Origin of the sequence: Burkholderia sp. Bp9099 (genome assembly GCF_003857805.1) — a bacterium.
GTDB lineage: Bacteria > Pseudomonadota > Gammaproteobacteria > Burkholderiales > Burkholderiaceae > Burkholderia.
The window spans coordinates 1-25,738 of the sequence record NZ_QTPU01000030.1; the positions used below are offsets into that span (position 1 = coordinate 1).

At 67.6% G+C, this 25,738-nt stretch carries 22 protein-coding genes and 1 pseudogene; 16 read left to right on the top strand and 7 right to left on the bottom strand.

What is annotated here, in order from left to right; genetic code table 11:
• Positions 1-227 (bottom strand): annotated as a pseudogene (locus DIE17_RS29260) (circularly permuted type 2 ATP-grasp protein); the annotation flags it as partial.
• A 738-nt stretch (positions 228-965) separates the two neighbouring features.
• Here DIE17_RS29260 and DIE17_RS29265 point away from each other — a divergent pair.
• From DIE17_RS29265 to DIE17_RS29310, 10 genes are all read left to right on the top strand, one after another.
• Positions 966-1,961: a LysR substrate-binding domain-containing protein gene (locus DIE17_RS29265; RefSeq protein ID WP_044843972.1), complete on the top strand. Its 996-nt coding sequence runs from the start codon at positions 966-968 to the stop codon at positions 1,959-1,961.
• Between the two features lie 684 nt (positions 1,962-2,645).
• Entirely contained in the window at positions 2,646-3,074 is a 429-nt protein-coding gene (locus tag DIE17_RS29270; protein ID WP_044843971.1) for a hypothetical protein, read from the top strand.
• Positions 3,075-3,146: 72 nt separating this feature from the next.
• Entirely contained in the window at positions 3,147-3,905 is a 759-nt protein-coding gene (locus DIE17_RS29275; RefSeq protein WP_124921430.1) for a hypothetical protein, read from the top strand.
• A gap of 104 nt (positions 3,906-4,009) precedes the next feature.
• A complete protein-coding gene (gene pgaA / locus DIE17_RS29280; protein WP_124921431.1) occupies positions 4,010-6,868 on the top strand; it encodes a poly-beta-1,6 N-acetyl-D-glucosamine export porin PgaA in 2,859 nt (952 codons plus the stop codon).
• 15 nt (positions 6,869-6,883) lie between these two features.
• Positions 6,884-8,977, top strand: coding sequence for a poly-beta-1,6-N-acetyl-D-glucosamine N-deacetylase PgaB (pgaB, locus tag DIE17_RS29285; protein ID WP_124488826.1), 2,094 nt, complete (start codon positions 6,884-6,886; stop codon positions 8,975-8,977).
• Positions 8,974-10,245: a poly-beta-1,6-N-acetyl-D-glucosamine synthase gene (gene pgaC / locus DIE17_RS29290; RefSeq protein WP_044843967.1), complete on the top strand. Its 1,272-nt coding sequence runs from the start codon at positions 8,974-8,976 to the stop codon at positions 10,243-10,245. The genes pgaB and pgaC overlap by 4 nt, the downstream gene beginning before the upstream one ends.
• A complete protein-coding gene (locus tag DIE17_RS29295) occupies positions 10,223-10,711 on the top strand; it encodes a Biofilm PGA synthesis auxiliary protein PgaD (RefSeq protein ID WP_124667685.1) in 489 nt (162 codons plus the stop codon). Before pgaC ends, DIE17_RS29295 begins: the two co-directional genes overlap by 23 nt.
• 131 nt (positions 10,712-10,842) lie before the next feature.
• Positions 10,843-12,666, top strand: coding sequence for a glutamine--fructose-6-phosphate transaminase (isomerizing) (gene glmS, locus DIE17_RS29300; protein WP_124921432.1), 1,824 nt, complete (start codon positions 10,843-10,845; stop codon positions 12,664-12,666).
• Positions 12,666-13,973, top strand: a complete 1,308-nt coding sequence (locus DIE17_RS29305; protein ID WP_124921450.1) for a hypothetical protein — start codon at positions 12,666-12,668, stop codon at positions 13,971-13,973. The genes glmS and DIE17_RS29305 overlap by 1 nt, the downstream gene beginning before the upstream one ends.
• Positions 13,974-14,253: 280 nt before the next feature.
• The gene (locus DIE17_RS29310) at positions 14,254-15,090 is read left to right on the top strand and encodes a c-type cytochrome (RefSeq protein ID WP_124921433.1); all 837 of its coding nucleotides are present in this window, start codon (positions 14,254-14,256) and stop codon (positions 15,088-15,090) included.
• A gap of 21 nt (positions 15,091-15,111) precedes the next feature.
• Here the strand turns inward: DIE17_RS29310 and DIE17_RS29315 are convergent, their stop codons facing one another.
• The 3 genes from DIE17_RS29315 to DIE17_RS29325 are packed head-to-tail and all read right to left on the bottom strand — an operon-like array spanning position 15,112 to position 18,084.
• On the bottom strand, positions 15,112-16,368 hold the full coding sequence (locus tag DIE17_RS29315; RefSeq protein WP_124488830.1) for a Zn-dependent hydrolase: 1,257 nt from the start codon (positions 16,366-16,368) through the stop codon (positions 15,112-15,114).
• Positions 16,361-16,900 (bottom strand): L-2-amino-thiazoline-4-carboxylic acid hydrolase, encoded by a 540-nt coding sequence (locus DIE17_RS29320; RefSeq protein WP_044843961.1) that lies wholly within the window; start codon positions 16,898-16,900, stop codon positions 16,361-16,363. Before DIE17_RS29320 ends, DIE17_RS29315 begins: the two co-directional genes overlap by 8 nt.
• A 17-nt stretch (positions 16,901-16,917) precedes the next feature.
• On the bottom strand, positions 16,918-18,084 hold the full coding sequence (locus tag DIE17_RS29325; RefSeq protein WP_044843960.1) for a branched-chain amino acid ABC transporter substrate-binding protein: 1,167 nt from the start codon (positions 18,082-18,084) through the stop codon (positions 16,918-16,920).
• A gap of 177 nt (positions 18,085-18,261) precedes the next feature.
• On the opposite strand from DIE17_RS29325, the gene DIE17_RS29330 reads away from it, so the two are divergent.
• The 4 genes from DIE17_RS29330 (at position 18,262) to DIE17_RS29345 (ending at position 20,020) form a co-directional block, all read left to right on the top strand.
• Positions 18,262-19,155: a LysR substrate-binding domain-containing protein gene (locus tag DIE17_RS29330; RefSeq protein WP_044843959.1), complete on the top strand. Its 894-nt coding sequence runs from the start codon at positions 18,262-18,264 to the stop codon at positions 19,153-19,155.
• A 111-nt stretch (positions 19,156-19,266) separates the two neighbouring features.
• Positions 19,267-19,485 carry a ribbon-helix-helix protein, CopG family gene (locus DIE17_RS29335; RefSeq protein ID WP_044843958.1) on the top strand — a complete coding sequence of 73 codons (219 nt, stop codon included), beginning with the start codon at positions 19,267-19,269 and terminating at the stop codon, positions 19,483-19,485.
• On the top strand, positions 19,479-19,661 hold the full coding sequence (locus tag DIE17_RS29340; protein WP_124921434.1) for a hypothetical protein: 183 nt from the start codon (positions 19,479-19,481) through the stop codon (positions 19,659-19,661). The genes DIE17_RS29335 and DIE17_RS29340 overlap by 7 nt, the downstream gene beginning before the upstream one ends.
• Complete coding sequence (locus tag DIE17_RS29345) at positions 19,655-20,020, top strand: type II toxin-antitoxin system VapC family toxin (protein WP_124667690.1); 366 nt, start codon at positions 19,655-19,657, stop codon at positions 20,018-20,020. Before DIE17_RS29340 ends, DIE17_RS29345 begins: the two co-directional genes overlap by 7 nt.
• Positions 20,021-20,077: 57 nt before the next feature.
• Here DIE17_RS29345 and DIE17_RS29350 read toward each other — a convergent pair whose 3' ends face one another.
• Genes DIE17_RS29350 through DIE17_RS29360 form a run of 3 tightly spaced genes read right to left on the bottom strand, consistent with a single transcriptional unit; the run spans position 20,078 to position 23,061 of the window.
• A complete protein-coding gene (locus DIE17_RS29350; RefSeq protein WP_044843955.1) occupies positions 20,078-20,779 on the bottom strand; it encodes an aspartate/glutamate racemase family protein in 702 nt (233 codons plus the stop codon).
• A gap of 10 nt (positions 20,780-20,789) precedes the next feature.
• Entirely contained in the window at positions 20,790-22,094 is a 1,305-nt protein-coding gene (locus DIE17_RS29355) for a dicarboxylate/amino acid:cation symporter (protein ID WP_124921435.1), read from the bottom strand.
• 1 nt (position 22,095) lies between these two features.
• Complete coding sequence (locus DIE17_RS29360; protein WP_124921436.1) at positions 22,096-23,061, bottom strand: ABC transporter substrate-binding protein; 966 nt, start codon at positions 23,059-23,061, stop codon at positions 22,096-22,098.
• 320 nt (positions 23,062-23,381) lie between these two features.
• On the opposite strand from DIE17_RS29360, the gene ahpC reads away from it, so the two are divergent.
• Entirely contained in the window at positions 23,382-23,945 is a 564-nt protein-coding gene (gene ahpC, locus DIE17_RS29365; protein ID WP_006750178.1) for an alkyl hydroperoxide reductase subunit C, read from the top strand.
• 128 nt (positions 23,946-24,073) lie between these two features.
• Positions 24,074-25,672: an alkyl hydroperoxide reductase subunit F gene (gene ahpF / locus DIE17_RS29370; RefSeq protein ID WP_124921437.1), complete on the top strand. Its 1,599-nt coding sequence runs from the start codon at positions 24,074-24,076 to the stop codon at positions 25,670-25,672.
• The last annotated feature ends 66 nt before the right edge of the window (positions 25,673-25,738 follow it).

The window sequence follows — 25,738 nt, forward strand, 5'->3', positions numbered from 1 at the left end:
CGCTCGGCGGCCTGCGCGTCGCCGTACACGGCGAACGTGATGCCCGTCCTGCGGAACACGCCTTCCGCGTCGTGGGCTTTCTGGGCGAGGCTTGCAGGGTTCTGCGTGTCGAGCCACTGCTTGAGGCGCGCGTAGGGCGCCCTCACCATATCGCCGGATTGCAGCATTTCATCGAATGGCTTCATCGATCTTTTTCTCCATCGATCGTTTTCCCCGGCATTGCGCATGCCGGACCGGCGTACTAACTGCCTTGCAAGGAACGTGCCTTGCGATAACCCCTCAGGTCCCCCTTTTTGTCGCGCGGCCGGCACGCCCCCGCAGCATGCCGCACCATGATGGTGCGACGCACGGAGCGGGACGCGCCAGCGGCGTGCCGTGCCCGTGCACGGCCGCTGCTGCGCCGCGTCTGTGAAACATAGTTCCCCTGCGTGTCACGACTGTGCAAGCTGCACTGCACCAATACCTCCCCCTGCCCGCATGCCTGCCCGTTGCCGCGCTGCCCGCCGGCAGCAGCTCCGAGCCCGTACCGGCACGGCTTCCCGCCGCCGTGCACTCGACCGCGTCCCGCCACCTCCTCGGCCGGTCTTGCCGCATCGCAGCGAACCGCGCCGCGGCGGCGGCGGCCCGTCGCGGCGGCCCGTCCTGCACCGCGGACGGGAATGGCGCCGCATCCTTCGGTTACCGGGCGGAATGGCGGAAAGGCGGGCCGGCACGAGGCCGGCCCTGGGGGAAGTACCGTCTGCGGCAGGTCGGGCAGTTCGACGCGGTGAACTAACCGGTTAGCCGGGTCCGGCACCTCGAACTTATGCAGCCGTAATCCCGCCGACAACGCCCATGCATATTTCGACTGACACCGATCGAAAAAAAACATCGGCCCCCATGCGCGAGGCGCGGTACGCTACCAAACCGGTTCAGTGAAATGGTGCCGCTCCTCCCGGCGCCGACTATAAACAGCGAAGATCAACATGGAAGCAAAGTGGCTGGAAGATTTCCTGAGCCTTGCGGATACCAAGAGCTTTTCCCGGGCCGCGCGTCATCGGCACCTCACGCAGTCGGCGTTCAGCCGGCGCATCGCCGCGCTCGAAACGTGGATGGACGCGAAGCTGGTCGACCGCAGCATCAACCCGATCGCGCTGACGCCGGCCGGGCAGATGTTCCGCGGGCTGGCCGCGGACATCCTGCGCAGCATGTATGCGGCACGCAACCTCGTGAACGGCTATGACCAGTTCGCGGCAAGCGACCAGGTGGTGCGCTTCGCGGTCGCGCATACGCTCGTGTTCACGCTGTTCCCCGAATGGCTCAAGCAGCTGAACGGCGAAGTCGGCCACGTGACCGCGCGCGTCAACGCGGTGAACGTGCCCGAAGGCGTGCAGCAGCTCGTCGAAGGTGAATGCGACCTGCTGCTCGGCTATCACCATCCGCAACTGCCGATCGTGCTCGATCCGAACCACTTCCCGTTCGTCACGCTCGGCGTCGAACGGATCCTGCCGGTATCGACGCCCGACGCGCGCGGCAAACCGGTATTCGAACTGCCGGGCACGCCGGACGCGCCGCTGCCGCTGCTCGCGTATTCGTCGGGCGCGTTCCTCGGGAACGTGGTCGAGATGCTGCTGCTGAACGCGGCCGAACCGTACGCGCTGCACCGGTGCTTCGAGACGCACATGTCCGAGGCGCTGAAGGGGATGGTCGTGGCCGGGCACGGGATCGGCTGGCTGCCCGAAAGCTGCGTGGCGAAGGAGCTCGCGGAGGGCTCGCTCGTCCGCGCGGGCTCGGCGGACTGGATCACCGAACTCGAGATCCGCCTGTACCGGTCCGCGCGCAAGCGCGGGCTCGCAGCCGAGCAGCTGTGGACCTACATCATGAACCGGCCGCGCACCGCGGCCGACGGCGCGCGCGCGGCCGAGGAGTCGATCGCGCCGGCCATGCGCATCGCGCGCCGCAGCGCCGGCGGCAGCCGGTAGCGCCCTCACCGTCCCTCACCCGACTCGCCAGCGCGCCGCGGATGCAATCCGCCCGGCGCGCGGTTATTCGACGTGCGCAATCGCGGAGCATTTTCCGCTCCTGCTCCGTCTTCGATATGCGTTCCGTACCTCGATCAAACCCGTAAAAACAGGCAAACGTTTGCGAGCCGAATCGCATTTAATTTACATCGAAAACATCGACCTCGGATAAATTTCCGATTCATACGACAGAAATAACCTGTTACAGAACAAATTAAAAGTTTCTCTTTTCATGCAATGGCATTTTTCATCGATAAGGCCATATCCCCTCTTTCGATTCCATGACCTGCACTCCGAAATTCACCGTAATGCTTCGACGAAAGAGGAAAGTCTTCCTTTTATCAGTCGTTATTTTTCGGTACAAACGTCGGCACCACTTACGTCGGAAATTTGCAAAATGGTCATCGCTACCGATGAGCAAATTTCATATTCGGCAATATCGCCTTTGTTCAGAGCTGATCCATTTCGTCGAATTATTGCCAATCCTATTTAAATAAGACATTTAAAGCTTGTCCCATTCGGGCCACACATGATTGTTTGTTCGAAACCCATCGTGTATCAATAGCGTTGTCGCAAAACGAAATAGCGTCGCTAATTTTCAAATCGGAATAAGTGCATTGCCAGCGATTCCGGATGGAGGTTGCAATGTCTTCCTCGTTTGAACAGCATGGTCGCCGGCTCCTCGGCATTGTCGTATCCGCGCTCTGCATTCATGCCGCGGCCCAAACTCCGAACCAGGCCCCGACACCCTCGTCCGATACCGGCTCCGGGCGATACGTGATTTCGTACGTCTGCGGCGACGCGCGAATCGACGGTACGGCGCCGCTTCCCCCCGATGGCCGGCCGTACAACCTCGGTGTGTCGTTCGTATCGGGCGCCACCGGGCAACCGCTGTCGAACGTGCAGGTGCGGCTGCGACGGCATGGACGCGTCCTCGTCGAATTCAACGCGACGGGTTCGCGCTGTCTGTTCAGCGTGCCCGATGCAAGTTACCGGGTCGAAGGGACCTATCAGGGAGCGACCCAGTTCGCGGTGGTCGAAACCGGCGCACTCACCACGCAGTTGCGGTGGTGAACGTCAGTCGAATCCGCGCGCCAAGGGCGCGCACCCGCGTCATGCACTGCAATCCATCGACAGGAGAATCGAATGACTCGTGCAGAGCGACCGGACGGCGCGCCCGTCCGTCAGCCGAAGCCCTCCTGGGGACCGGGAAAGAATGCGGCGCTCAGCATCGTTGCATTTGCCGCGATCTTCGGCGCCTTCGCCTACGTCGAGCGAGACGTGGGGGGCAGCCATGCAACCGTGACGCACGACATCGCCGGCTTGATCGGCACCACCGTCGGGAAGTATCGCCAGGCCATCGTGGCCGCGACGGCCGACGCCTCCCGCGCGGCGTCGACGGCCGGGCAGGCCGAGCCGGTGACGCCTTCCGCACCGGGTACGCCGTTTGCGTCGGCAATGCCTGCCGGATCGGCCGCGACCGCCCCGGCCGTGCCGCCACCACCGACCGCCCGCTCCGCCGCGAAACACCCGCGCCCCGCGCATGTGCCGACCACGACGCTCGCGGCCGGCGCACACGCCGCATCCGCGAGCGCTCGCGCGGCACGCCCCGCTGACACGCACCGGACGTCGCGTTCGCAGGCGCTGGCACGCACGAGACAACACCCCGAGCCCACGCCGACACGGCAACCGCAATCGGATATCGCCGACACGACGCACATGCAGACCACCAGCGTCACGCGCGACGAGATGGAAGGCGCCCGCGCCCTCGCCAGGGCGCGCTGGTGCGCACGGATCGACGAATGGACCTGCGTCGAGCACAACGCGAGCCGGGCCCTCGCCATCGACCCGAAGAACAGCGAATCGCGCGCGCTGCTTGGACAAGCGATCCGCAACCGCCTGTGAAGCGGCCGGACGCTGCCGGGCCTCTCTGCCCGGCAGCACGACGACCGGCGACGCGCGTCGTCGGGCGTGCAACCGATGTGATCGTTTCAGAGTGAGGAGACATCGTGGCTAACAATCGTCAACAACAATGCACCACCGTCGCTCCGCCCAACCGGCGGATCCTCCTGCACGCGCCCTTGCTGTTGCTGCTCATCGCGTCCGGCTCCTGTCTTGCCGCCGAAGGCGACGCGGAACCGGGCAGCGCGAGGGAAGTCGCAGGCACCCACGGCGCGCCGGATGCGCTGCCGCCCGGCATGCAGCCGACGGAGGCGTCGATGCGGCTCGCCCAGGGCCCGGACGCCCTGCCCCCGCATGCGCCGACGCCGATCGCGCAGGCATCGGACGCATCGATGCAGATCGCGCAGGCGTCGAACCCGCAGCCGCAGGCGATGCCGACCACGGTCGTGGTGGAGCCGGACGCGGCGCAGCCGAGTGAACCGGCGCCGGACGCGCGATCATCGGATGCGCAGACGCAGCAGCTTGCCCAGGCGCCCGACATCGCGTCGCCGAATATGTCGGCGCCAGCCGCGCAATCGTCGGACGCTTCAATCCAGCTTGCCCAGGCACCCGACACCGCGCCGCCGAACACATCGGCTCCAGCCGCGCAATCGTCGGATGCTTCAATCCCGCTTGCCCAGGCACCCGACACCGCGCCGCCGAATACATCGGCTCCAGCCGCGCAATCGTCGGATGCTCCAATGCCGCTTACCCAGGCGCCGGACACCGCGCCACCGAATACATCGGCTCCGGTCGCGCATGCATCGGACGCGCCGACCCAGCCCGCACCGGCCGCTGCCGCCGCATCGCCGAATGCTGCGACGACAGCGACGACACCGACGCAAACCGCGCAGGCATCCGGCACCCCCATGCCGACCTCGCCTGCGCCGGTGACCCAGACGCCCGGCGCTCAGCCGCCGTCCTCGCAGGCACCGAATTCGCAGACGCCCGGCGCCCAGCTACCTGGCGAATCGATCCAGCGATCGCAAGGCCCCGACGTCCAGACACCGAATGCCCAGATACCGAATCTCCGTACCGCCGATGTCGCGACCGTGCGCAACGACGTGTTCGGCCTCGCGGCGAGCGGCGGCGCGATCCAGGCGCTCGAGGAAGCGAAGGCACGGCCCGATGCGTTCTCGGCCGTCGACGTCGCGCAGCTGGAAGAGCTGTCGATACGCCAGCAGGTGCGCGGCGGACGCGACAAGTCGCGCTCGATGACGAGTCCGGACCGCTTCGACGGGATCGACAACGCGCTGCGCGCGGCCGACGACCTCGACAAGCGGATGCCGGCCACGCCCGACTATGCGCCGGTCAGGACGGCGCTCGCGGGCGACCGCACGGTCGCCCTCGCGGCACGCGGCGACATGAAGCCGGCCGTCGCGACGTTCGAGACGATCCCGTCCAATGCGGAGATCTCGATCGACGCGCTGGCGGCGGTTGGCGACGCCTACCTGTACCTGAGCGAACCGGCCAAGGCGAACGGCGTGTACCAGCGTGCGCTGAACCAGGCGACCGCGTCGCCTACGGACCGTGCGACCCGCGGCTTCCAGTATGGCGCACGCACGCGTCCGATCGAACTTCGCGAAGGGCTGTTCTGGTCGTATGTCGACCAGGCACGCGCGGCAGACGCCAAGCAGGTGCTCGACGACATGGGCAAGTCGCTGCCGCCGGTCAACGAAGTGCGCAACGTCGGTCCGGAAGAAAGCGACTATCTGCGCTACTACCGGCTACGCGCGCAATACCTGATCTTCACGGGTCACACCGACGAGGGGATCGCCGCGCTGGAACAGCTCGAAAAGGAGGTGCCGTTCAACGCGGAGGTCCGTGCCGCGCACGCCGACGCGGTATCCGGCCAGTCGCATCCCCGGCAGGCGATCGCGATGTATCGCGCATCGCTGACCGACCACCCGGACAGCGTCGAGATGCTCGCCGGCCTCGGCCGCGCGGCGCTGACGGCAGACGACTACGCAACCGCGAAGAACGTCGAGCAGACCCTCGACAACACGTTCCCGGACAGCGGCGCCGTGCGCATCTTCAAGCGCGACTACAAGGCATACCGCAGCCCCGTGTTCACGACCGACCTGAGCTTCGAGCACGGCAACAGCGCGCTGGCCGACAACAGCTTCACGTCGGACAGCTATGTGTATTCGCAACCGTTCGGCGACAACTGGCGCGTCTTCTCGCATACGTTCTTCGGCCATGCGCAAACCGATTCCGGCAGCGTCAGCCGCACGCGCACAGGCGTCGGCGGCGACTACCGGCACGGGCCGCTCACCGTGCAGGGCGAAGTCACGCGCTCGTTCGGCTCGGACGGCCGAACCGGCGGCCGCGGGTCGATCGCGTACGCGCTGAACGACTACTGGACGGTCAGCGCCGGCCTCGACAGCAACGATAACTCGCTGCCGTGGAAGGCATATGCCGCGCATATCTGGGGCCGCTCCGCGAACGCGTCGGTCGTGTATCGCCAGAACGACCGCCGCGAGGTGAAGCTGAGCTACGGCGTGAGCCGCTACAGCGATTCGAACCTGCACCAGGAAATCACGGCAACCGCCACGCAGCGTGTGTACACGTCCGCCAGGCAGCTCGTCAATGTCTCGCTGGATCTCGGCACCGACAGCAACACGCGCAACGACGCGCCCTACTTCAGTCCGCGCCGCGACTATGCGGCCGCGGCGACCGTCATGCACCAGCTGACGCTGTGGAAGAAGGGCGACATGTCGCTGCAGCAGCGCGTCTCGGCGTCGGGCGGCGTGTACAACGAGCGCGGCTTCGGCAGCAGCCCGCTGTGGAGCGCGCGTCTCGAGCACGCGTGGACGTTCAAGCACGACATCACGCTGAGCTATGGCGTCGAGGTCAGCAGCCACGCGTACGACGGCCAGCGCGAGCGCTCCGAAACCGGCTTCCTGTCGCTCAATCTGCCGTTCTAGCAAGGAGATCGCGCAATGCAAACCAGACGGACCTTCATGTGCGGATGCCTCGGCACGTTCACCGCCTGTTCGCTGTTCCCGGGCGTGACGAACGCCAAGATGATCGACCTGCTGCCGCCATCCGATCCGGCCGACGGCAAGACGTTTCGCGTCATCTGCCTGCATGACGTGCGCGACAACCTGATGGAGTCGTTCAAGCCCCCGTCGGCGCTGGTCGATCCGTTCGCGGTCGATACCGGCACGCTGACCGCGATCTTCTCGTGGCTGCAGACCAACAACTACCACACCATCACGGTCAAGCAGATCGAGGCGTCCCGGCACGGCGGCAAGCCGCTGCCGCCGCGTTCCGTGCTGCTCACGTTCGACGACGGCTTTCGCAGCCACTACACGAAAGTGCTGCCGCTGCTCGAGCGCTTCAAGTATCCGGCCGTGATGGGCATCGTCACCGCGTGGATCGATGCACCGCCGAATGTGCCGATCCGCATCAGCGACAAGGTCCAGGTGCCGCGCGACTACTTCCTGTCGTGGGACGAGGTGAAGAAGCTCGGCCAGTCGGACCTCGTCGAGCTCGGCTGCCATACCCACAACCTCCATCACGGCGCGATCGCGAATCCGCAAGGCAACGAGCTGCCGGCGACCACGTCGCACCTCTACCTGCAAGACCAGAAACGCTATGAAACCGACGCCGAATTCCACGCACGCGTGCACGACGACCTGCAGACGTGCGTGCGCCAGATCCGCGAACACACGGGCATCGTTGCTCGCTCGATGGTGTGGCCATACGGCGCGGAAAACCAGCCCGTGCGCCAGATATCGACGTCGCTCGGCATGGACATCCAGTTCAGCCTCGATGCCGGCCCGAATACGCCGGACGTGCCGCTGGACCGGCTGAGACGGATCCTGATGATGTACGACGTCGACATCGGCGGGTTCGAACGCTCGATGCGCGAGCCGGCCTCCAACCGCGGCGACGTCGACGTGCCCGAGCGCACCGTGCAGGTCGATCTCGACCAGGTCTACGATCCGGATCCCGCGCGGCAGGAAGCGAATCTCGGCAAGCTGATCGAACGCATCTACCGGATGCAGCCGAAATCGGTGTACCTGCAGGCGTATGCCGATCCGAAAGGCACGGGCGTGGCCGAAGCGGTGTATTTCCCGAACCGGCACCTGCCGATGCGCGCCGACCTGTTCTCGCGCGCCGCGTGGCAGCTCAACACGCGCTCCAACGTGCAGGTGTACGCGTGGATGCCGGTGCTCGCGTTCCGGCCGCCGCCGGACAAGCAGCGCGGGCTCGAGGCCGTCAGCGCATTCGGCGGCGCGCCGGCCCGCGAAAACGGCACGCGCGTGTTCCGGCTGAGCCCGTTCGATCCGGAGGCGCGGCTGATGATCCAGCAGATCTACGAGGATCTCAGCAAGCACGCGTCGTTCAGCGGCATCCTGTTCAGCGACGACGCCGTGCTCGACGACTACGAGGATGCGGGCCGGCATGCGCTGCGCACCTATTCGCAGTGGGGGCTGCCGGCCGACGTCGGCAAGATCCGCGAAAATCCCGACCTGTTGAAACGCTGGACGCGCCAGAAGTCGCGCTACCTGATCGACCTGACCCGCCAGCTCGAACAGATCGTGCTGGCCCACCAGAACGTGGGCGACGTGCTGACCGCGCGCAACATCTACGCGCTGCCGGTGCTCAAGCCCGAATCGGAAGCGTGGTACGCGCAGAACTACGACGATTTCCTCGCCACCTACGACTACGTCGCGCTGATGGCGATGCCGTACATGGAGCAGGCGAAGGATCCCGAGGGCTGGCTGGACCAGCTCGTGCGGGCCGTCCGCGCCAAGCAGCGCGGGCTGCAGCGCACCGTGTTCGAACTGCAGTCGTACGACTGGCGCGCGCAGAAGCAGGTGCCGGCCGGCACGCTGCTTGCGCAGATGCGACGACTGCGCAGCGAGGGCGCCGTGAATTTCGGCTACTACCCGGACAACTTCCTGAACGGCCAGCCGGAACTCGACGCGATGCGCGACGTGATGTCGCTGAAGTCGCGCCTCGATCCGACCTCCATCAACGCGCTGATGCAGATGCAGCATGCACAGGGGACCAAGACGCCATGACCACCCACGGCATCATCCAGCGCCTGCAGGACTTCGTCTTCTACTATCCGTTCTTCATGTCGTATCTGTGGATGATCGGCGGCGTCGTCCATTATTTCCTGCTCGAGGAAGGCCGCGAGCTGTCGACGCGCACGATCGCCGCGAGCGGCATCCCGAAGATCTCGATCGTCGTGCCGTGCTTCAACGAGGCCGCCAACGCACGCAGCGTGATCCGCCACCTCAACGCGATGGACTACCCGAACTACGACATCATCGCGGTCAACGACGGCAGCCGGGACCGCACGGGCGACATCCTCAACGAGCTGGCCGTCGAGATCCCGCGGCTGCTCGTCATCCATCACGCGCGCAACGAAGGCAAGGCGGTCGGGCTCACCACCGCGGCGGCGGTATCGAACGCGGAATACCTGCTCTGCATCGACGGCGATGCGCTGCTCGCGCATGACGCGATCGGCTGGATGCTCGAGCACTTCCTGACCGACCCGGGCGTCGGCGCGGTCACCGGCAACCCGCGCATCCGCACGCGCACGTCGCTGCTGGGACGCATGCAGGTCGGCGAATTCTCGTCGATCGTCGGCCTGATCAAGCGCACGCAGCAAGTGTACGGCCGCATCTTCACGGTGTCGGGCGTGATCACGATGTTCCGCAAGACCGCGCTCGCCGACGTCGGCTACTGGAGCTCGGACATGCTGACCGAGGACATCGACATCAGCTGGAAGCTGCAGTGCCGCGACTGGCGCGTCGTGTACGAGCCGCACGCGCTCAGCTGGATCCTGATGCCCGAGACGCTGAAGGGTCTCTACCGGCAGCGACTGCGCTGGGCGAAAGGCGGCATCCAGGTGCTGATCAAGTACGCGGGCACGCTCGCGCGGCCGACCCAGATGATGATGTGGCCGCTGTTCGTCGAGTACCTGATCGGCATCACGTGGGCCTACTCGATGTCGTTCATCCTGCTGCTCGCGCTCGTCGACGTCGTCTACCCGCTTCCGCCCGACTGGCATGTGTCCGTGGTGCCGCACTGGCACGGGATGCTGCTGGTCGCGACCTGCATCCTGCAGCTGATCATCGGCAGCATGATCGATCGTCGTTACGACGAAAAACTCCTGATGTATTTCCTTGACACCGTCTGGTACCCCGTCGCGTTCTGGCTGATCAGCATGATCACCACCGTCGTCGCCCTGCCCGCCGTCGTACTGCGGGGCCGCGGCAAGCGCGCCGTCTGGGTCAGTCCCGACCGAGGCATTCAACATGAAGAACGCGCCGATTATTGACCTTTCCCTGCGCGCGCCGCGCGAAATGATCGCCGAGCGCGGCGTCGTCGTCGGGCCCGTGCTCGTCGCATGGTTCCGCCTCGTGCGGCCCGCGCTGGTCGGAGGAGTATGGGCATCGATCTGCATCTACACGTACCGCTACCTGCTGCCGTTCAACGAGGCCGAGATGCCGATCGAGCAGATCGTGTTCTACGTGACGAGCATCGCGCTGATCGCCGGCACGATCGTCACGTGGCTGATCGCGGGACGCGTCGTGCATCCGCTCGCGTACCGGTTGCGCGTGTCGAAGATGCTGCGGCGCTCGGCCAGCGTGAAGATGCGCTCGATGCCGCCGACCGCGCTCGCGGGCGCCCGCCGGCGCGGCGCACGGCGCACGACGCGCATTCTCGTCGCGTCGCACGACGCGAACGGCTCGATCTCGGGCATCGAATGGATCGCGCATGCGGGACCGCAGCCCCGCGAGTAGGTCACCGGCGCCGTGCCGCAACGCACTGCGCACGACGCACGGCGCACGCCGCATGACGCGACGGCGCTCCTGAAATCGTCCTGGTGCGCGTCGCGCGCCGGCCGGAAAACTTCCTGTAGACGAGGTGAATCATGTGCGGAATCGTCGGAGCAAGCGGCCTGAAAAATCAGGTCCCGCAACTGGTCAATGCACTGAGCCGGCTCGAATATCGCGGCTACGATTCGTGCGGCATCGCCGTGCTGCGTGACGGCTGCCTGCGCAGCGAACGCACGTTGCGGCGCGTGGCAGACTTGCAGGACCGCGTGCTGACGCTCGGTCTCGAAGCGCAGACGTGCATCGCGCACACGCGCTGGGCGACGCACGGCGCACCGTCGGAAATGAACGCGCACCCGATCATGTCGGGCGACACGATCGCGGTCGTGCACAACGGCATCATCGAAAACCACGATGCGCTGCGCGCCGAACTGCGGGAGCACGGCTATACGTTTCGCGGCGAGACCGACACCGAGGTGATCGCGCACCTGATCCACAGCATGTATCGCGACGACCTGTTCGACGCGGTGATTCGCGCGGTCAAGCGGCTGCACGGCGCGTACGCGATCGCCGTGCTGAGCGCGCGCGAGCCGCAGCGGCTCGTCGCCGCGCGCGCGGGCTCGCCGCTCGTGATCGGCATCGGCGCGGACCAGAACTATCTCGCGTCCGATTGCGCGGCACTCGGCGACCTGACCGACCGTTTCGTCTACCTGGAAGACGGTGACGTCGCGCTGATCACGCCGGAGCGGATCGCCGTGGTCGACTCGGTCGGGAGCGAAGCACAGCGTCCGCTGTGCCTCGTCAAGGCGCGCGACGACGACGCCGCCCTCGGCCCGTACCAGCACTTCATGCAGAAGGAGATCTTCGAACAGCCGAAGGCGATCGCCGCCACGATCGACGGCATCGACACGGTCTCGCCCGCGCTGTTCGGCGGCAGCGACAGCACGCGTGCGCTGCTGTCGAAGACCCGAAGCGTGCTGCTGCTCGGCTGCGGCACCAGCTACTACGCGGGCCTGACCGCGAAATACTGGCTCGAGGGCATCGCGGGCATCCCGGCGCAGGTCGAGATCGCGAGCGAATACCGCTATCGCGATACCGTGCCCGATCCGCGCACGCTCGTCGTCGGCATTTCGCAGTCCGGCGAGACCGCCGACACGATCGGCGCGATCGAGCGCGCGCGCGCGATGGGCCAGGACATGTCGATGGCAATCTGCAACGTGGCGACGAGTTCGATCGCGCGCAGCGCGCCGCTCAGCTTCCTGACACGCGCCGGCATCGAGCTCGGCGTCGCGTCGACCAAGGCGTTCACGACCCAGCTCGTCGCGCTGTTCCTGCTGACGCTCGCGCTCGCGCAGCAGCGCGGCCGGCTCGACGCCGCACAGGTCGCGACGCACCTGAAGCAGCTCCACGAACTGCCGGAGCGCATCGGTCACGCACTCGCGCTGGAAACGCAGATCATGGGCTGGGCCGCGAAGTTCGCGCGCACCGAGAACGCTCTGTTCCTCGGGCGCGGCATTCACTATCCGATCGCGCTCGAAGGCGCGCTGAAGCTCAAGGAAGTGTCGTACATCCATGCGGAAGGCTATCCGGCCGGCGAACTGAAGCATGGCCCGCTCGCGCTCGTCACGAGCGCGATGCCGGTCGTCACGATCGCGCCGGACGACCGCCTGTTCCAGAAGCTGAAGTCCAACATGGCCGAGGTGCGCGCGCGCGGTGGCCGGCTGTACGTGCTCGCCGGCCATCATCTCGAGATCGACGCCGACCGCGACACGCACCTGATCCGCGTGCGCGAATCGGGCGACGCGCTGTCGCCGATCGTCAACGTGATCCCGTTGCAGCTGCTCGCGTATCACGTCGGCTGCGCGCGCGGCGCCGACGTCGACAAGCCGCGCAATCTCGCGAAATCGGTCACCGTCGAATGATGCGGCGGCCGGTCGCGGCCCAAGTCGCCACCGCGCGCCCGCATGCGTTCGGGCGCGCCGCCGCGTGGCGCGTCGCGACCGTGCTCTGCGGCGCGTGCTGCGCGTTCGCCGCGCCGTCGCACGCGTTTGCCGGCGCGCCGGTCGTGCACACCGTCACCGTGGAGGCGCCGGCGTCACCTCAGTCGCCGCAGGAGCGCGGCGACCCGCGGCGCTTCATGCACGGGATCGGCGTGGCCGACGCCGGCGACGGCCGGCGCTGGGTGTTCTTCAGCAGCTCGGGCATCGTGCCGCGCGGCGCGCTGCGCAACGGCGACTGGCCGCATGACGTGTACGTCGGCGAATGGCTGCCGGGCAAGCCGCGCCTACTGCGCCTCCATACGTTCATCAGCCGCCCGGAAGCGCAGGAGCCCGTGTCGATCGCGCAGAACCCGCGCGGCGACATCTTCGTCACGTTCGAGGACGGCTGGAACACGCCGCAGGTGGTCAGCCAGCGATACGGCGTCTATCGGCGCGACCTGAAGCCGGTCAAGCCCTACCCGAACGACGTCGAAGCAGGCGGCCACTCGGGCCACGTCGCCGCGGTGGGCGAACGCTTCGTCGTGTTCTATTCCGCCGACTGGATCGACGGCGGCGGCGTCGACAACCTCGGCACCGGCAACGGCGTCTACGTGAAAACCTACGATGCCGAAGGACGCGTGGTGAACCATGTGCCGGTCGCGCCGCACCGCCGCGAATGGTGGCCCGTGGTCGCGGGTTCGCCGCGGCGCGCGCTGCTGGTCTGGCAAAAATACATCGAGGGCAGCACGGACGCGACGCTCGAATACGCGATGTTCGATCCGGTCACGGCGAAACTCGACATGCTCGGGCCGCTGAACGGCACGATCCAGTACTACGTCTATTCGTCCGCGTATGTGCCGGCGGTCGACCGCTTCGTCGTCGTCACGACGACGGCGGACAATCGCGGCGTCGCGATGCTGATCGACCCGGACGGCCGTCGTCTGGCCACGCTCGACTGCCTGCCGGCGTCGGTGCGCGAGGCCGGGATCGGTGTCGACGGCACGCATGCCTATGTGCCGACCCGCGACGGGCGGCTGCTGACCCTGGCGCTTTCGCCGACGGGCATGTCGGTGAGCGGCGTGCAGCGTTCGCCGATTCCGTGGGGCTCGACCGGCGTCGCCGGGTTCCCGGCACGCGGCGGGACGATGCATTTCGTGTCGCTGACGCCGTCCGGGATACGCGAGGCGGATTTCGACACGACGCGGGAAACGCCGTTGCCGAAGGGCGACGCGCAGTGTTCGACGCATTGACGGCAACCCGGCACGTCGATCCGGCCCGACGCGCTCGATCGAGGCGTTCGCGCCTTTACCCCAATCGCGCAGTGCGATCCCTCCGCGCGTATCGGCCGCACCCGGTAGTCGCCCGGTAGTCGGACTTGCAGCGGCAGCCGGGCCGGATTCCTCGTGCCGCCCCCACTCCCGCGCCGAAGTCGCCAGCGCCGCCCGTACCGGATAGACTGTCGCCCGATTCCATCCCTCGGCCGCGGCGCTCGCCTTTCTGCCGCCGCCGGAACGCCCCCACGGAGAACGAATGCTGAAGCGCCGGTGGTTTTCGCTGTTGCTGGTGACGGTGTGCCTGATCGCGACGCGCGCGTCCGCCCAGGGCTCGCTCGAACTCGAAACCGACGGCACGCCGCGCGTCCTGACGCGCCAGGCGCTGCTCGCGCGCGCCGACGCGACGGACATCCACGTGCCGCGCGACATCGCGTACGGCCGGCCGATGACGTTCCGCGCGGTACCGTTCGCCGCCCTGCTCGGCGACACGCCGCTGCCGGCGGACGGCGTGCTCGAAACGCGCGCGGCCGACGGGTTCGCCGCGCAACTGCCGATGGATCTCGCGCGCCGCCGTGCGCCGGCCGGCGCCGTCGCGTGGCTCGCGATCGAGGACCCCGCGCACCCGTGGCCGAAGCTGCCGGGCAAGCACGTCAGCGCGGGGCCGTTCTATCTCGTGTGGCTGGGGCCGGACGCGTCGTCGGTGCGCGGCGAGCAGTGGCCATATCAGATCGTGCGCATCACGATCCAATCGTCGCCGCTCGCGCGCTGGCCGTCGCTCGCCGTCGATCCGGCGTTGCCGGCGAACGATGCGGCCCGGGCGGGCCAGCGGCTGTTCGTCACGCAATGCCTCGCGTGCCACCGCCTCGACGGCGCGGGCAGCAGCCAGGCCGGCCCCGACCTGAACACGCCGATGAATCCGGTCGACTACTTCCAGCCCGCCGCGCTGCGCCGCTACATCCGCAACCCGGCATCGGTGCGCGACTGGCCGGGCCGCGCGATGCCGGCGTTCCCGCCCGATCAGTTGAGCGATCGGGAACTCGACCAGATCGTCGCGTACCTCGCGTACATGGCGCGGCGCAAGGCCGGCAAGTAAGCCGCGCCCGTCAGGTGCGCGTCACGCGCCCGGTTCCTGCGCGCTTTGCAGCACCGCACGCAGCAGCACGTCGGCGCCCGCCGCCGACCATTCCGGCGTGATCGCCTCGGCTTCGTTGTGGCTCAGCCCGTCGACGCACGGCACGAAGATCATGCCGGTCGGCGCGACGCGCGCGACGTAGCACGCGTCGTGGCCCGCGCCGGACACGATGTCCATGTGCGACAGCCCGAGCGCCTGCGCCGCATCGCGCACCGCGTCGATGCAGCGCGGCGCGAACGGCACCGGCGGGTACGTGAAGATCTGCTCGATCTGCGCGCCGAGCCCGGCGTCGGCCGCGACGCGCGCCAGTTCCGCACGCAGCGCCGCGTCGAGTTCGTCGAGCACCGCATCGTCCGGATGGCGGAACTCGACCGTGAAGAAACAGCCGCCCGGCACCGTGTTGCGCGAATTCGGCCGCGCCTCGATCATCCCGACCGTCGCGCGCGCGTGCGGCGCATGGCGGCGGCCGAGCGCATCGACGAATTCGATCATCCGCGCGGCGCCCACCAGCGTGTCGCGCCGGAATTCCATCGGCGTCGTGCCCGCGTGCGCGTCGACGCCCGTGAGCGTCACCTCGTACCAGCGCTGCCCCTGCCCGGCCGTCACGACGCCGATCGTCCTGCCCGCGCGTTCGAGAATCGCGCCCTGCTCGATATGCAGTTCGTACGCGGCATGCACCGGATAGCCGCCGACGGGTTCGGCGCCCGCGTAGCCGATCCGCGCGAGTTCCTCGCCGATCGTCCTGCCCGCGCCGTCGGTGCGCGACAGCCCGTATTCGAGCGAATAGACGCCCGAGAACACGCCGGCCGAGATCATCGCCGGCGCGAAGCGCGAACCTTCTTCGTTGGTCCAGATCACGACGTCGATCGGGCGCTCGGTCTCGATGCCCGCGTCGTTCAGCGCGCGCACGACCTCGAGGCCGCCGAGCACGCCGTAGATGCCGTCGTAACGGCCGCCCGTCGGCTGCGAATCGGCGTGCGAGCCGGTCATCACCGGCGCGGCGTCGGGATTGCGGCCCGCTCGGCGCGCGAACACGTTGCCCATCCGGTCCACCCGCACCGTGCAGCCGGCATCGCGCGCCCACTGCACGAACAGGTCGCGCGACTCGCGGTCGAGGTCGGTCAGCGCGAGACGGCAGACGCCGCCCTTCGGCGTCGCGCCGATCTGCGCCATGCGTTCGAGCGATGCCCACAGGCGCGCGCCGTCGACGCGCGGCGCGGTCGCGAGGTCGTCACGCATTGCCGGCCTCCGGGGTGTCGTCGCGCGGCGCCGCCTGCAGCGCATAGCGGAAATCGCAGCGCTTGCCGCCCTGCATGATCGTGCTCGTGCGCGTCAGCGCGATGCGCGGGTCGTAACCCTCGATGAAGTAGCTGTCGCGCGCGCAGCTCAGCAGGTGGCCGATCTCGCCGAGCCCCATCGCGTGATACATCTCCGCGTAGCTGCAGCGATGCACGTCGTAGTCGTAGTGCGTGTCGTCCGCGCGGCGCACCTCGACGTCGAGCGCATCGTCCTTCTCCCACAGCACCTGCAGCGCGATGAACGACTGCACGCTCGTGCCGTCGGGCTCCTGCGCGGCGAACGTGCGGCCCGCGTCGACGGCCGCGCCGCGCACGGCCTCCGCGATCACGGCCTGCGCGCGCTCGGTGCCGAATTCGCGCTTCATGATCTCGTAGATCGGCTTGATGATTTCCGCTTCGATGCGGCGCCGCGCGAGGATGCCGAGGCGCGTGTCCTCGGGTGCCGCCGCGGATGCGTGGGTGGTGTCGGTCATGGGGTTCGTCTCCGTCGTTATTTCGTTGCCGGGTGCGCGCCGCCGAGCACGTCGACGACGGTCCACTTGCCGCCGCGCACCTGGTAGATCGTGAATGCCGGGTCCTTCAGGTTGCCTTCACCGTCGAACGCGACCCGGCCGGTCACGCCGGGCCGGTCGATCGCGCGCACGGCCGCGACCAGCTTCGCCGGCTGCGTCGTGCCGGCCTTTTGCGCGGCCGCGATCAGCGTGGCCGCCGCGTCGTACGCGAACGGCGCATGCAGTTCGATCGGCGCGTTGAAGCGGGCGCGGTACTGGGCGTCGAACGCCTTGCCGCCCGGCATCCGGTCGAGCGGCAGGCCCGGTTCGAGCGCCGTCACGCCGTCGCCGTCCTTGCCCGCGAGCGACAGGAAGGTCTGGCTCACGAAGCCGCCGGCGCCGAGCAGCGGCGCGTTCACACCGAGCTGGCGCATCCGGCGCGCGATCGGCGCGGCCTGCGCGTCGAGCCCGCCGAAGAACACGAGATCCGCGCGCTTGCCCTTGACCGCGGTCAGCACGCCGCTGAAGTCGGTCGTCTTGTCGTTCACGTACTGGCGATCGACGATCGTGCCGCCGTTCGCCTGCACGCCCTTGATGAACTGATCGGCGAGGCCTGCGCCGAACGACGTGCGATCGTCGATCACCGCGATGCGCTGCGCCTTCAGCGTCTTCACCGCGTAGGCGCCGGTGAAATTGCCGCCCGCATCGTCGTGACCCATGATGCGGAACGCCGTCGCGTAGCCCTGCTGCGTGTATTGGTGGCCGGTGGACGCCGGCGCGATCTGCGCAATGCCCGCATCGCGGTAGACGCGCGACGCCGGCACGCTGCAACCGGTGTTCCAGTGGCCGACGACGCCGATCACGTGCTGGTCGACGAGCTGCTGCGCGACCGCGACGGCCGTGCGCGGGTCGGATTGATCGTCGGCCGCGACGAGCTTGTAGACGACCGGCTTGCCGCCGATGCTCGGATGTTTCGCGTTCGCGTCGTCGATCGCGAGTTGCGCGCCGTTCTGCAGATCCTTGCCGATCCGCGCCGACGGGCCGGTGAGCGGCGCGGCGAGACCGATCAGGATCGTCTGCGGTGCGGACTGCGCGAAGGCGGGAACGGCGGCGATCAGCGCGGCCGCGGAGAATGCGAAGCTGGCGGGAAGAAAGGCGATTTTCATGTGCGGGGCTCGGGGATTCGAATCAAAACATGAAAAATATTAAATATTCGGCACTCTCACCCCAAATATTCAATTGTTGGATGCTTATGCCATTCCCGACACGATAACGCAATATCCTGTAAATAAAGGATATTTTTACGTTGTCGCTTACCCTGATTTTTCGATAAAATTCGACACATGAAAAATATCGAACAATTGCCGCACGATCCGCCGTTACGCGCCGTCCGCGCGTTCGAGGCATTCGCGCGTCTCGGGTCGGTCACCGCGGCCGCGCACGAGCTCGACATCACGCCGTCCGCGGTCAGCCACCAGTTGCAGCTGCTCGAGGCGTTCATCCAGACGCCGCTGACCGTGCGCGAAGGCCGGCTGCTCGCGCTCACCGACGAGGGGCGCGACTACTACCGCTCGATCAGCGCCGCGTTCTCGGTGCTGCGCAGCGCGACGCGCTTCGTGCGCGACCGGTCGTCGCTGCGGCAGATCACGATCAGCCTGATTCCGCTGCTCGGCATCGGCTGGTTCATCCCGCGGCTGCATGCGTTCCTCGCCGAGAACACCGACGTCGACGTGACCGTGCTGTACGCGCATCACCGCAACTATCGAAGCGACGCGTCCGACCTGTCGATCCGCTTCGGCACCGGCGACTGGCCCGGCTACCGCTGCGAGCGGCTGCTGCCGGGCGCGATGGTGCCGATGTGCAGCCCGTCGTTCCTGAAGCGCCACGGGCCGTTCCGCACGCCGGCCGATCTCGCGCAGGCGCCGCTCGTGCACGACGAGGATCGCAGCACCTGGGTCAACTGGCTGCAAGGCGCCGGCGTGCGGCACGTGTCGCATGCGGTGGGGCCGATGTTCGAGGACGGGCAACTGACGCTGAGCGCGGCGCGCGCGGATCTCGGCGCGGCGCTGCTGCGCGCGCCGCTGGTCGAGCGCGAACTGGCCAGCGGCGAACTCGTGAAGCTGTTCGACCACGCGCTCGACGACGGGCGCGACTACTACCTGTGCACGCGCGAGGATGCGGACATGCCGGACGGGGCGAGACGGCTCGCCGACTGGCTGAGGAAGATCGCCGCCTGAGCCGCCGTTGCGCCGCCTGCCGGCGCAACGGCGCGCTTGCCGGGCAAGCCGGTGACTTGCGGACGTCCGCATGCGTATATATGATATGCATATCATATATCGGAGGTTGCGATGAGCCGTATCCTGATCGATCTGTCGAATGGCCAGCTCGACGAACTGGCCGCCATCGTCGAGACTGAGCAACGCCCTCGCGCCGCGATCATTCGCGACGCGATCGACGCGTATATCGCGCAACACAAGCGCGCGCATGCCGATCACGTATTCGGCCTGTGGAAGGATCGCGCGGTCGACGGGCTCACCTATCAGGAGGCATTGCGTTCGGAATGGTAAAAGCACACATCGACACTCAAAGCGCGGCCGGGTATCCGGGCCGCGCGCTTCCGGCCGACGCCTGCCTCGTGCAGGTGCAGCAACGGCCGCCCCATACCCACGCCGTGTTCGGTCTCTGGAAAGCGCGTGCGCTCGACGGGCTCGCCTGGCAGGAGGCATTGCGCGCGGAATGGTAAGAGCCCTCTTCGATACCAACATCCTGATCGACTATCTCGGCGGCGCGGAGTCCGCGCGCGCGGAGCTGGCCCGCTACGACTACCGGGCGATCAGCATCGTGACCTGGATGGAAGTCATGGTCGGCGCGACGGCGAGCGACGATGCGGCGATTCGCGCATGGCTTTCGTCGTTCGACATCATCCCGCTCGACAGCATGGTGGCGAACCGCGCCGTAACGATTCGCAAGGAACGTCGCATTCGTCTGCCCGATGCGATCGTCTGGGCATCGGCGCAAGTGAACGGCCTGTTGCTCGTATCGCGCAACACGAAGGATTTTCCGGTCACCGAACCGGGCGTCCGCGCGCCGTATCAGATCTAGCGCGAGCGGCGTCCGTCATGCGTGGCGGACAGCCGCGCGTCCCGCCGTCGCCGCGCGTCACACCGCCCGCCCCCATCCGCGCTCGGCCGCATAGGCGACCGTCGCGCGCGCCAGCTCGTTCGTGCTGTCGACCAATGCAAACGGCGCATCGCGCACCGCCCGCGCGGCGATCGGGATTTCCGTGCAGCCCATCACCGCGACGCCCACGTCCCGTCGCGCCAGCGTCGCGAGCGCGCGCGACAGGCACCGCACCGACGCATCGATCTTCCCCGCCTTGACCGCCGCGATGCACGCGGCGATGTCGCGCTGCGCGGCCACGTCCGGCATTACGGGTTCGAAGCCGCGCGCACGCAGCGCCGCCTGGTAGAAGCCCGACACCAGCGTGCCGCCCGTGGCGAGCACGGCGACGCGCCGCACGCCGGCCGGCAACGCGGCCACCGACGCATCGACGATATGCAGGATCGGCGCCGCGCTGCGTTCGCGCAGCGGCGCATACCAGTGATGCGCCGAATTGCACGGGATCGCAATCACGTCGACACCGCAGCGGTTCAGCAGCGCGACGCCATCGAGCAGCGCCGGCAGCGGATCGGGCCCGCCGTCGATGATCGCGCGCGAACGATCGGGCGTCTGCGTCAGGTTCGCGACGACCATCGGCAAGTGCTCCTGGTCGCAGCGCGCACGCGTCAGGCGCATCACGCGATGCATGAAGTCGACCGTGGCCAGCGGCCCCATTCCGCCCAGTACGCCGACGAGTGCCATGACGTCTCCTTCACGCGCGCGGCGGCCGCGCGCAGATCGCGGATACGACGGCCGAGTTGCCGATCACCAGCAACAGCGTCCGCAACATTTCGCAAAACGGATCGACCGCCACGAACAGCACGAACGCGGCCTCGAACGGCAGGTGCAGCGCCGCGCACACCATGCCGGCGAGCGACACCGTCACGACGCCCGACGTGCCCGTCGACGCGAACCCGGCCAGCACCGACGCGACCAGCACGACGCACAGCTCGCCGGGGCCTAGCGACCGTTCGTAGAGTTGCGCGACGAACAGCGTCGCACTCGCGTAATAGACCATCGGCCCGACACGCAGCAGCGACACGGCGAGCGGCACGACCAGCTCGACGCGCGCGCGGGCAAAGCCGAAGCCGTCGGCCAGGCACTCGATCATGCTCGGCATGCAGGCCACGCTGCTGCGCGTGGCGAGTGCCATCGCGAACGGCGTGCGCAAGCCGGCGAGCGTCCCGCCCAGCGTCGCGCCCGAGCGCTTCCAGATCACGACGATCGCCGCCGCGATCAGCACGAGCGCGACGACGGCGAACGCGGCGACGAAGCGGACCATCGCCTCGAGCGGCCCGAACCCCGACGTGCCGATCTGCGCGGCGCCGCCGCAGAACAGCACGATCGGCGTCGGATACGCGAGCCAGTGCATGATCTTCTGGCACGTGCAATAGACGGTCTCCAGCGTCTGGCTCAGCGCCGCCGAGATGCTGGCCGGCACGCGCCCCGACGCGAACCCGAAGAACAGCGAGAACACCAGCGCCTTCAGCGTGTCGCCGCTCGCGAGCGCCGCGAAGAAGTTGCCGGGCACCAGCGCGATCAGCATGTCGGCGAGGCCCGACGACTTCTCCGCGGGATCGCTGCCGTACAGCGTCATCACGGTATCGCTCGCCGCGCCGTCGCTGCCGACCAGCGCACCGAACGCCTTCAGCGTCGCGGTCGACAGGTGCTCGCCCGGCCGCATCGCGACCAGCACGACCGCGCCGACGGCGACGACGAACACAGACACGCAGCTGAAGATCGTGATCACGCGCAGTACGAGATCCGACGCGTTGCCGTCGCGCAGCAGCCGCTGCAGGCTGAAGATCACCGCGGCCGTCATGAACGGCAGCGCCGTCATCTTGAGCAGGCCGACGTACACCTGGCCCACGTAGTCGAATTGCGGCGCGGCCGCCGGCCACAACACGCCCGCCACGATTCCGAGCGCGAGGCTGCCGAAGACCGTCAACGGATGGATCGCGAGCGCATGCAGCCGCTCGATGCGCGGTGTGATCCTGATGTTCTCGTTCATGTTCATGTCAGTGACCCATCGCATCGAGCAGGGATTTCACGTCGAGCCGCTTGTTGCGCTCGGCCAGGAACTGATTGACGAACGCAAGCAGCGTCGGCATGGACACCGGCACGCCGACGGCAAGCGCGTCGGTGAGGTCGTCGAAGGTCGCGACGCGCAGCCGGATCGGCGCGGTCGGGTCGTCCTGCATCACGAGCTTGATCGCGAGCTCGTCGCGATACACGGCCGTGACCGCGCCGGCGTTCAGCGCGTCGAGCGTCGCCGGCCAGCTCGGATAGGTGCGCACCCGCGCGGCCGGGAAATCGTTGCGCGCGTATTCGGCGTAGGCCGACCCCGCGACGACGCCGATCGTGCCGCGATAGTCGCGCACGACTTCGGGCAGCGGCCGCCCTTTCGCGAGTTCGGCGAAGCCGACGCGGTTGATCAGCAGCGCGCGCCGCAGGCTGATGTACGGCGTGCTGAAGCGCACCACCTGCGCCCGCGGCAACGTACGCGACAGCTTGCTGATCGCGACGTCGGCCTGCCCGGTCGCGAGCAGATGCACGACGTCGTCGAACGTGCGCGCATCGCGGTCGAACTGCACCGGCACGCCGAGCTTTTTGGCGAGCTCGTCGGCGAGGTCGATGTCGACGCCCGCCAATGCGCCGTTGCGCGACATGAAGAACGGCGGCTGATCGACGCCGAGTACCGCGACGACGAGCGTCCCGCGCGTGACGATGCGGGCGAACTCCGGCGCGAGCAGCCGGCCGTCGGGCATCTGCACGAGCCCGGTCGCCGTGGTGGCGGGTGCCGTCACCGCTGCGGGCGCCGCCGGCGCGGACGCATCGAGGGCCAGCGCCGGCGCGGCGCACGACACGGTCACGAGTACGCAGGCCGCGCCGCTCAAGGGCCGATGCAGGCATCGCCGCTCGGGGACGAACTCGCGGAACCAGGCAAGCAGCGCGCACGCGGCGCGTCCGGAAAAGAGGTTCATGGCGGCAGTGGGACGGGGAGTATCGAACGACCGCGCGGCCGTTCGTGCAGAACGGGCGCCGGACCCTTGCGCGGGGCGCGGCACCGTCGCCCGGCGCCGCGCCCTCCCGCACGCCCAATGTGTCAGAAGCGCCGGCCGGCCGAAATCCGCCGGAAGGCCCGGCCCGAATGGCACGGGACGCCCGGACGGGCCGCCGCGACGGGGCCGGATGCAGATAGAAATTCCCGATGCCGCGGATTGAAACAAGCAATTTCACAAACCAAGGGTGAACCCGGATACTGGCAACACTTCATCAACACCCAAGCAAAGGAACCCGCAAGATGCCGATCATCAACACCCAAATCAAACCGTTCAAGGCAACCGCATACCACAACGGCGATTTCGTGCCCGTGACCGAAGAGAACTTCAAGGGCAAGTGGTCCGTCGTCGTGTTCTACCCGGCCGACTTCACGTTCGTCTGCCCGACCGAGCTGGGCGACCTCGCCGACCGCTACGCGGAATTCCAGAAGCTGGGTGTCGAAATCTACGGCGTGTCGACCGATACGCACTTCACGCACAAGGCATGGCACGACACGTCGGACACGATCGGCAAGATCAAGTACCCGATGATCGGCGACCCGACGCTCACGCTGTCGCGCAATTTCGACGTGCTGATCGAGGAAGAAGGGATGGCGCTGCGCGGCACGTTCGTGATCAACCCGGAAGGCGAGATCAAGCTGTGCGAAATCCATGACAACGGCATCGGCCGCGACGCAGGCGAACTGCTGCGCAAGGTGCAGGCTGCGCAATACATCGCGGCACACCCGGGTGAAGTGTGCCCGGCCAAGTGGACGCCGGGTGCGGAAACGCTGACCCCGTCGCTCGACCTGATCGGCAAGATCTAAGGCTCGCCCGGCGCGCCTCGCTCGAGGCGCCCAACGATCACCCAGCCAGGCCGCCGCCTCGCGCGGCCCGCACCCTCCTCCGGCACGACGTGCCCGAGCAGCCAAATCAATACGGAATCCGAAACGCCATGCTCGACGCCAATCTCAAGAACCAACTGAAAGCGTACCTCGAAAAGATCACGCGCCCGATCGAACTCGTCGCATCGCTCGACGACAGCGCGAAATCGCAGGAACTGCTTGCGCTGCTGAACGAGATTGCGTCGCTGACGTCGCGCGTGACCGTGACCGAACGCCGCGACGATGCCGAGCGCAAGCCGTCGTTCTCGATCGGCGAACCCGGCAAACCGGCCGGCATCCGCTTCGCCGGCATCCCGATGGGCCATGAATTCACGTCGCTCGTGCTCGCGCTGCTGCAGACGGGCGGCCATCCGGTCAAGCTCGACGACGACGTGATCGAACAGATCCGCGCGCTCGACGGCGACTACGCGTTCGAGACGTATTTCTCGCTGTCGTGCCAGAACTGCCCGGAGGTCGTGCAGGCGCTGAACGTGATGTCGCTGATCAACCCGCGCATCCGCCACGTCGCGATCGACGGCGCGCTGTTCCAGAACGAAGTCGACGCACGCCAGATCATGGCCGTGCCCACGATGTTCCTGAACGGCGAATCGTTCGGCCAGGGCCGCAGCAGCGTGAAGGAAATCCTCGCGAAGCTCGACACGGGCGCGGGCGAGCGCGCCGCGAAGTCGCTCGAGAACAAGCCGGTATTCGACACGCTGATCGTCGGCGGCGGCCCGGCCGGTGCGGCCGCGGCAATCTACTCGGCGCGCAAGGGCATCGCGACGGGCGTCGTCGCCGAGCGTTTCGGCGGCCAGGTGCTCGACACGATGGCGATCGAGAACTTCGTGTCGGTGCAGGAAACCGAAGGGCCGAAGTTCGCCGCGGCGCTCGAGCAGCACGTGAAGCAGTACGACGTCGACATCATGGACGTGCAGCGCGCCGACGCGCTGATTCCGGGCGACGTGCATCAGATCCGCCTGGCGAACGGCGCGGTGCTGAAGGCGAAGACGATCGTCCTCGCGACCGGCGCGCGCTGGCGCGAAATCAACGTGCCGGGCGAGCGCGAATACCGCAACCGCGGAGTCGCGCACTGCCCGCACTGCGACGGCCCGCTGTTCAAGGGCAAGCGCGTCGCGGTGGTCGGCGGCGGCAACTCGGGCGTCGAGGCCGCGATCGACCTGGCCGGCATCGTGAAAGCCGTCACGCTGATCGAATTCGGTGCGCAACTGCGCGCGGACGAAGTGCTGCAGCGCAAGCTGCGCAGCCTGCCGAACGTGACGATCGTCACGCAGGCGCAGACGACCGAGCTGACCGGCGACGGCAGCAAGCTGAACGGGCTCGTCTACAAGGATCTGCGTTCGGGCGAAACGAAGCGCGTCGATCTCGAAGGGGTGTTCGTGCAGATCGGCCTCGTGCCGAACACCGAATGGCTGAAGGGCACGGTCGAACTGTCGAAGCACGGCGAGATCGTCGTCGATGCGCGCGGTGCGACGTCGGTACCGGGCGTGTTCGCCGCCGGCGACGTGACGACGGTGCCGTTCAAGCAGATCGTGATCGCGGTGGGCGAAGGCGCGAAGGCATCGCTCGGCGCGTTCGATCACCTGATCCGGCAGGACGCGACGCCGGCTACGGCCGACGCGCAGCAGGCCGAAGAAGCGATCGCCGCGTAACGCGCGACGCACCGCACAGGTTCGTCTCTCTTGGCCCCGCATGCCCTGGTCGGCGTGCGGGGCTCT